The following is a 6,563-nucleotide window of genomic DNA, read 5'->3' as shown; positions in this document are numbered from 1 at the left end:
GCCGACGACACGTCGAGTGCCCTCGGGATGACCGGGGGCACTCGGTCGTTCTCCGTGCTCAGCGCGGGTGCGGCGGAATTCCGGCGCGTATCCTGGCGACCTCGAGTCGGGCGAATCGCACCCGGTCGGTGTCGGCGCCCCGGGCGGCGGCCAGCTCGTCGGCGAGGGTGTAGACGGCGTTAAGGACGTACCGGGCGCGCTTGCGTTCTCGACGGTTGCGGCCTTGTTTGCGGAAAGCCTTGCGGGCCTTGCGGGTACCCGCCACCGCGTCGAGTTCACCTGCGGTGATCACGTCGCGCGCGGCTTCCGGCGCCATGACGGCGCGCACGAATTCCCGTTCCCGCTTCGCGGTCAACCGGTATACCGCCACGCCGATCGCGAGCGCCACGACGATCACCGCAAGCAGCAGCCCGAAGAGCACCAGCGCGTGCGCGCCCGCGACCGAGGCCACCGAGTCCCACGCCCCGTGCAACAGCATCGCCGTCGCAATCAACAGCAGGCCGCGGCCGATCCTGCGGGGTTCGGCCGGCCGGCCGAGCAGGTAGATGAGGCCGGCGCCGAAGACCGCGCTGTAGAGGATGTGCGCGGCGACGCCGCTGACCATGCGGACCACGATGGTGCCGACCGACGCCCCGATCTGATTGGCGCCGAACTGGGTTCCCGCGGACGTCATCGCGTAGAGGATGTCCTCGACGATCTGGAAGCCCAGACCGATGAACGCCCCGAGGATCAGCCCGTCGAACGCGGTCCGCACGTGCCGCGGCGCCAGCGCGATGAGCAGCAGCAGCCCCACTCCCTTGGCCCACTCCTCGGTGAACGGGGCGGCCAGCCCGGCGCCCCAGTTCAGCGCCCACACCTGGCCGAAGAGCTTCGCGTAGAGCGCCAGGATCGCGTCGTTGGCGTTCGCCGCCATCGCGCCGGTGGCCGCGAAGCCGCCCCAGAGGAACGCGGCGACCATCAGCTTGGGGGGCAGTTTCGCGTAGTGGTCGATGTGCTGGGTGAACCACCAGAACAGCGCCGCGTAGATGCCGAAGGACGTCACCGCCAACCCGATCGCCGGGCCGTAGGCGTTGAATTGGCTGGCCAGGATCGCAAAGAAGGTCAGGATGCCGATCCCGACCAGCATCAGGTATCCCCAGAAGGCGAGGTTGCGCGGTTGGTAGAAGGCGAACCGCCGGCCCCAGCCGGACAGGTCGAGCGCGTCGTCGCGGGCGCGATCGAGGTCGTCGAGCGCCGGCGCCGTCACCGCTTGCCCCCGCGGTCGATGCTGCGGATCATCCGGATTACCCCGGCCGCCTCCTCCGCCCCGATGTCGGTGGGTCCGGTGGCCACCGCCTCCACCCCGCGACCGTCGAAGACGAAGGCGACGAGCACGCCGCCGGAGTGCGGTCCGGTGACGCGAGCCACCGCGCCATGGCGGCCTTGATCGGTGACGATCGTCTTCTGCGCGCCGGTCACGCGGACGCCGCGACCGCGGTTGAGGGCCTCCGACGTCGTCTCGATCTGCTCGAGCAGCTTGTGGGTGTCCCCGTCGAACAGGCCGGTGTGCACGCGGAACCGCAGGGCTCCGTGTTCGACCACGGCGGTCGCGGGGTAGGCGCCGGACAATGGCGCGTCGCCGGCGCGGATGCCCGATGTGATGCCCCAGCCGGTCTCCGGCACGAACGTCACTCCGCCTTCGAGCTCCATCACGTCGCCCGCCCGGACGATGTCGTGATACGGCACCGCCGCGTTGACCAGAGGCAACACCGCCGACATCACGATGACCAGGGCGAACACCACCAGCGTCGGCGCGATGGTGCGCCTATCCAGGCCGAAGAACCGCACGTCCGGCGGGACCCAGCCCTCGGGTTCGAGCTTCGAAGCTTCGGTCGCGGGATGGATACCGCCTACGGGATCCGGCATGCTGACCAACCTAGTGTGGGAACTTAATTGCGTTGCCGTGTGTTGGTATCGGCGTACCATGGGATGTCCTGCCGAAAACCGGCGGGAGGTGCACGAAGCAACAAAGACAAGGGGCTGAACGGTTTCGACTTCGCGCATCGAATCAAGGGAAGCGTGCCGGTGCAGGCAACTGACCACCGTAAGCGTCGTTGCAAATATATAAGCGCCGATTCTCATCAGCGCGACTACGCTCTCGCTGCCTAAGCGACAGCTAGTCTGTCGGACCGGGAACGCCCTCGCCCCGGACCCCGGCATCAGCTAGAGGGATCCACCGATGAGTCCGGTCGCGGGACTCATCGGGACACCAACAGCGACTGGGATCGTCATCCTGGCTAGTTCGCGTGACCAGGAGATCCGAGCAGAGGCCTAGCGAACTGCGCACGGAGAAGCCTTGAGGGAATGCCGTAGGACCCGGGTTCGATTCCCGGCAGCTCCACCGAGAAAGTGCTGGTCAGACACTATAAACCTAGACCAGGATCGTCTTTCGCCACATTATTCACCACATCGGCTACCATCCGGTTCCTGGCGTCGATTCGCAGCAAAGACCGCCGAGATGGCACGACCGCCCACCGCGTGTTCTCCCGGAACAACGGGCAGCAGACCTGCCTGACGTTCGACGACCTCCCGATGACCCAGACGTTCTGCACCGCGGTCAACCAGCTCGGCGCCGACAAAGCCCTCGAACTCCACCGCATCGACCGCGTCCCACGCGCCGGGGCGAGCACCACCGTGACCGACTGGATCACCCACCACATCGACCACTTCACCGGCATCGACGCCTGCACCATCGAGGAGTACCGCGGCAACCTCCCGAAGGACATCGCCCCCGCGCTCGGCGCCATCCCGCTTGACGGCTTGTCACGTGACGATGTGCGGCGCTGAGTCCAGACGAGCGAACTAGCGGGCGCCAGCGCCAAGACGGTCGCCAACAATCACGGATTCCTGTCCGCGGCGCTCGCCGGCGTCGTCATCTCCGGGCTCATCAGCTCCAACCCGGCCGCCGGCACCCGCCTTCCCAGCGGCGAGCGCCAGGAGATGGTGTTCCTCACCCGCGAGGACTTCGCGACCCTGCTCGGCGAGGTCACCGAGCCGTGGCGCCCGGTCGTCGAGTTCCTCGTCGCGTCCGGCGCGCGCTGGTCGAAAGTCACCGCGCTCAAACCGGCAGACGTCGACCGCAAGCAGCACACCGTGCGGGTCACCCGCGCGTGGAAGCGCGGCGGCGGGCGGATACCGGATCGGGCCGCCCAAGCCGCGGCGATCGGTGCGCACCATCAACGTCCCGGCCTCGGTGCTCGATAAGGCTCGACTACAGCGGCGACTGGCTGTTCACCAACCCCGGCCGCGCGGCCGCCGCGCCGCCGGCGGGCCGGTGCGCGCGCCGAACTTCCGCACCAACGTCTGGTGGCCCGCCGTCGACCGCGCCAAGCTCACCGCCCGGCCTCGCATCCACGACCTGCGCCACACCTGCGCCGGCTGGCTCATCCAGGCCGGCACACCGCTACCCGTGATCCAGCGCCACCTCGGCCACGAGTCCATCCAGACCACCGTCGACGTCTACGGGCACCTCGACCGGCGCAGCGCCCAGGCCGCCGCCGATGTCATGGCCGGTCTACTAAGTTGAGGCAAAAATGGTCGCTGACCAGCTAAATTATTCGTCTAATCTGATTGACTTGAAATAGTCTAGTGAACTAGACTAGTCTAGTGGTTAGTGAGGAATCCACCCAATCGATCATCAAGCGACTCACCAACGCCGGCTTCGTCCGCAGCGGCGGCAAGGGCAGCCACACCAAGTGGACGCACCCGAGTGGCGTATCGGTCGTCGTCCCTACCGGACACCGCAAGATCTCCCCGGGCGTCGTCCGCCAGGTGAACAAGGCCATCGAGCAGTGCAAGGGGAAGTGATGCACGAGTTCAAGATCGAGGTCAAGCGGGACGGCAGGTGGTGGATGGTCCACATCCCGGAGATCGACGGCGTTACCCAAGCGCGCCGTCTCTCCGACGCCCCCACCATGGCGCGCGAGTACATCGCCCTCGATCAAAACATCCCCTACGACGACATCGAGATCGAAATGGTGAGCATCAGCATGGCTGACCCCGCATTTGCAGATCTCCTCGACGGCGCCCGCAGTATCCGCCAACGACGAGACCGCGTCCGACAAATCGAAACCGAGGTACAGCGGGACACCCAGCAGTACTGCCACTGGCTTGTCACCTACGGTGTGCCGGTCCGTGACATCGCTGAGTTGCTCGACATCTCACCCCAACGGGTGAGCCAACTCGCTAACTCCTAGCCGTAGCGGGCGCCCATCAGTCGACCTCAACGCGCGTCACGCTTGCTAAGCAAGGCAGCTTCTGTCGCTAGATCTGTCCGTGGCCATGAAAAAGTAGCCGCTGGTGGCCAAGCAGAGGTATCCAGTTTTGGCCAGATAAAAGTATCCACCCCGTGTTCGTGTCGATCAGGAACTGTGGGCCCCGATGGCGACGGTGAAGGCGCCAACCAAACGCCGCCACCACCGGGGAGTTCCATTGAAGTCTGCGAAGGACCGCATGGACATCATTTCTGCCTACCAACAGCTCGGGTCATACAGGGCCGCCGCCGATCATTGCGGCACTACCCACAGGACCGTCAAGAAGATCGTGGACAAGTTCGAAGCCGACCAGGCCGGCGTGCCAGCGGCACCGCGAGCCGAACGGGCACACAACTACGACGCGGTGGCTGAGTTGGTGGCCGAACGTGTCGAGAAGTCACACGCCAGGATCTCGGCCAAGCGACTTCTGCCGATCGTGCGCGCCGCCGGATATGAGGGCTCGGCGCGTAACTTCCGTCGGCTGGTCGCCGAAGCGAAAGCGTTGTGGCGCAGTAGTAATCATTCCGGCCGCCGCCCGGCGGTGTGGTCACCAGGTGAGTATTTGGTCATCGACTGGGCTCAGGCCGCACCAGGGTTGTTCCTGTTCTGCGCGGTGCTGGCGTTCTCTCGGTGGCGCTTGGTGCGCTTCGCTGGCGACCAGAAGGCTTCCACGACGCTGGCGTTGATCGCCGAAACCCTCGCTGCGATCGGCGGGGTTCCGTCCCGGGTGCTGGCTGACCGGATGGCCTGCCTCAAAGGCGGGGTGGTCGCCAACGTCGTCGTGCCCACTGCGGACTACGTCCGGTTGGCCGGTCACTACGGCTTCGTCCCGGACTTCTGCCACGCGAACGACCCGCAGTCCAAGGGCATCGTGGAACACCTCTGCGGCTACGCCCAACGCGACCTGGCCGTGCCGCTGCTGACCCAGGCCGCCGTCGATGGCGTAGCGGTCGACATCCGGTCGGCCAACACGGCTGCGGCGGCGTGGTGCGCCGAAGTCAACGCCTTGGTGCACTCGGAGATCGCGACGATCCCGAATGAGCGGCTGATCGTCGAACGCGAACTGCTGCAACCACTGCCATCGCTACGGCTGCAGATCGGGGCGCCGTCGGTACTGCGTAAGGTCGATCGACTGTCCTGTGTGCGCTACGGGTCAGCCCGCTACTCGTTACCCACCCGGTTGATCGGGGCCACGGTGGCCGTCGTGGTCGATCACGGCGCGGTCTGCTTGGTCGAACCCGCTACCGGGATGATGGTGGCCGAACACGAACTCGTCGCCCCCGGCAGTGCGTCGATCCTGGATGCCCACTACGACGGACCCCGCCCGGCACCGAGCCGCGGTCCGCGCCCGAAGACCACCATCGAGAAGCAGTTCTGCGACCTCGGTGAGGATGCTCAGGCGTTCCTCGTCGGCGCCGCCGCGATCGGCAACACCCGCCTCGGGTCGGAGTTGGAGATCCTGCTGGCCCTGGGCGCCGCCCACGGCACCGACGCACTCGTCTCGGCGCTGCACCGCGCGGTGGCGTTCCGACGGTTCCGTGCCGCCGACGTGCGTTCCATCCTGGCCGCCGGCACCGGAACACCTCAACCCCGCCCGGCCGGGGACGCACTGATCCTGGACCTGCCCGTGGCCCCGACCAGGTCTCTGGACGCCTACTAGATCACACCAGTCGTGGCCGACGGCGAGGTGATCTCATGACCAAGGCCCCACCGCTCACGGCGACCGAACCCGTTGCACCGCCGTCGGTTCCACCGCTGGCCGCCGATCTCGATGCTGGGCTGCGGCGGTTGAAGCTCGCTGCCGTGCGGCGCACCGCACCGGAGGTCTTGATCACCGCCAAGACCCAACGCTGGACCCCCGAGGAAGTCCTGCGCACCCTCATCGAGACCGAACTCGCCGCACGGGATGCCTCCAACGTCGTCAACCGCCTCAAGGCCGCCGCGTTCCCCGTGCCCAAGACGTTGGAGAGCTTCGACGTGACCGCCTCCTCGATCGCACCGAAGGTGTTCGACTACCTGTCGAGTCTGGAATGGATTAGGGCACAGCAGAATCTGGCCCTCATCGGACCCGCCGGCACCGGCAAGTCACACACCCTCATCGGACTAGGGACCGCCGCAATCCACGCCGGACACAAGGTGCGCTACTTCACCGCCGCCGACCTCGTCGAAACCCTCTACCGCGGCCTGGCCGACAACACCGTCGGCAAGATCATCGAATCGCTACTGCGAGTCGACCTGATCATCCTCGACGAACTCGGCTTCGCCCCGCTC

General features: G+C 66.6%; 9 protein-coding genes and 1 other RNA gene. 8 read left to right on the top strand and 2 right to left on the bottom strand.

Annotated elements, in window-relative coordinates; translation table 11 throughout:
* Positions 1 to 58 precede the first annotated feature (58 nt).
* Both AC5Y5V_RS31235 and AC5Y5V_RS31230 read right to left on the bottom strand, forming a co-directional pair.
* The gene (locus AC5Y5V_RS31235; RefSeq protein WP_499942927.1) at positions 59 to 1,246 is read right to left on the bottom strand and encodes a PrsW family intramembrane metalloprotease; all 1,188 of its coding nucleotides are present in this window, start codon (positions 1,244 to 1,246) and stop codon (positions 59 to 61) included.
* Entirely contained in the window at positions 1,243 to 1,905 is a 663-nt protein-coding gene (locus AC5Y5V_RS31230) for a hypothetical protein (RefSeq protein WP_499942926.1), read from the bottom strand. Before AC5Y5V_RS31230 ends, AC5Y5V_RS31235 begins: the two co-directional genes overlap by 4 nt.
* Positions 1,906 to 2,015: 110 nt before the next feature.
* Here AC5Y5V_RS31230 and ssrA point away from each other — a divergent pair.
* The 8 genes from ssrA to AC5Y5V_RS31190 all read left to right on the top strand — a co-directional run.
* Positions 2,016 to 2,383: a transfer-messenger RNA gene (gene ssrA / locus AC5Y5V_RS31225) on the top strand.
* A gap of 134 nt (positions 2,384 to 2,517) precedes the next feature.
* Positions 2,518 to 2,826 (top strand): hypothetical protein, encoded by a 309-nt coding sequence (locus tag AC5Y5V_RS31220; RefSeq protein ID WP_499942924.1) that lies wholly within the window; start codon positions 2,518 to 2,520, stop codon positions 2,824 to 2,826.
* Between the two features lie 153 nt (positions 2,827 to 2,979).
* Positions 2,980 to 3,243 (top strand): hypothetical protein, encoded by a 264-nt coding sequence (locus tag AC5Y5V_RS31215; RefSeq protein ID WP_499942922.1) that lies wholly within the window; start codon positions 2,980 to 2,982, stop codon positions 3,241 to 3,243.
* Positions 3,206 to 3,565 carry a tyrosine-type recombinase/integrase gene (locus tag AC5Y5V_RS31210; protein WP_499942920.1) on the top strand — a complete coding sequence of 120 codons (360 nt, stop codon included), beginning with the start codon at positions 3,206 to 3,208 and terminating at the stop codon, positions 3,563 to 3,565. Before AC5Y5V_RS31215 ends, AC5Y5V_RS31210 begins: the two co-directional genes overlap by 38 nt.
* Positions 3,566 to 3,645: 80 nt before the next feature.
* The gene (locus AC5Y5V_RS31205; RefSeq protein WP_499942919.1) at positions 3,646 to 3,846 is read left to right on the top strand and encodes a type II toxin-antitoxin system HicA family toxin; all 201 of its coding nucleotides are present in this window, start codon (positions 3,646 to 3,648) and stop codon (positions 3,844 to 3,846) included.
* Entirely contained in the window at positions 3,846 to 4,235 is a 390-nt protein-coding gene (locus AC5Y5V_RS31200) for a HicB family toxin-antitoxin system (RefSeq protein ID WP_499942916.1), read from the top strand. Before AC5Y5V_RS31205 ends, AC5Y5V_RS31200 begins: the two co-directional genes overlap by 1 nt.
* Before the next feature lie 235 nt (positions 4,236 to 4,470).
* The gene (gene istA / locus AC5Y5V_RS31195) at positions 4,471 to 5,952 is read left to right on the top strand and encodes an IS21 family transposase (RefSeq protein WP_499942913.1); all 1,482 of its coding nucleotides are present in this window, start codon (positions 4,471 to 4,473) and stop codon (positions 5,950 to 5,952) included.
* Between the two features lie 35 nt (positions 5,953 to 5,987).
* On the top strand, positions 5,988 to 6,563 hold a 576-nt coding region (locus AC5Y5V_RS31190; protein WP_499942909.1), incomplete at its 3' end, for an ATP-binding protein.

This window comes from Mycobacterium sp. NGS68 (assembly GCF_059812195.1).
Note: the sequence above shows the minus strand (reverse complement) of the source record. Positions and strands in the feature narration are given on the sequence as shown.

Excerpts from the sequence above, each read along its gene's own strand:
- AC5Y5V_RS31215 (WP_499942922.1), top strand. The coding sequence starts at position 2,980 with ATGGTGTTCCTCACCCGCGAGGACTTCGCGACCCTGCTCGGCGAGGTC.
- AC5Y5V_RS31200 (WP_499942916.1), top strand. The coding sequence starts at position 3,846 with ATGCACGAGTTCAAGATCGAGGTCAAGCGGGACGGCAGGTGGTGGATG.
- AC5Y5V_RS31230 (WP_499942926.1), bottom strand. The coding sequence starts at position 1,905 with ATGCCGGATCCCGTAGGCGGTATCCATCCCGCGACCGAAGCTTCGAAG.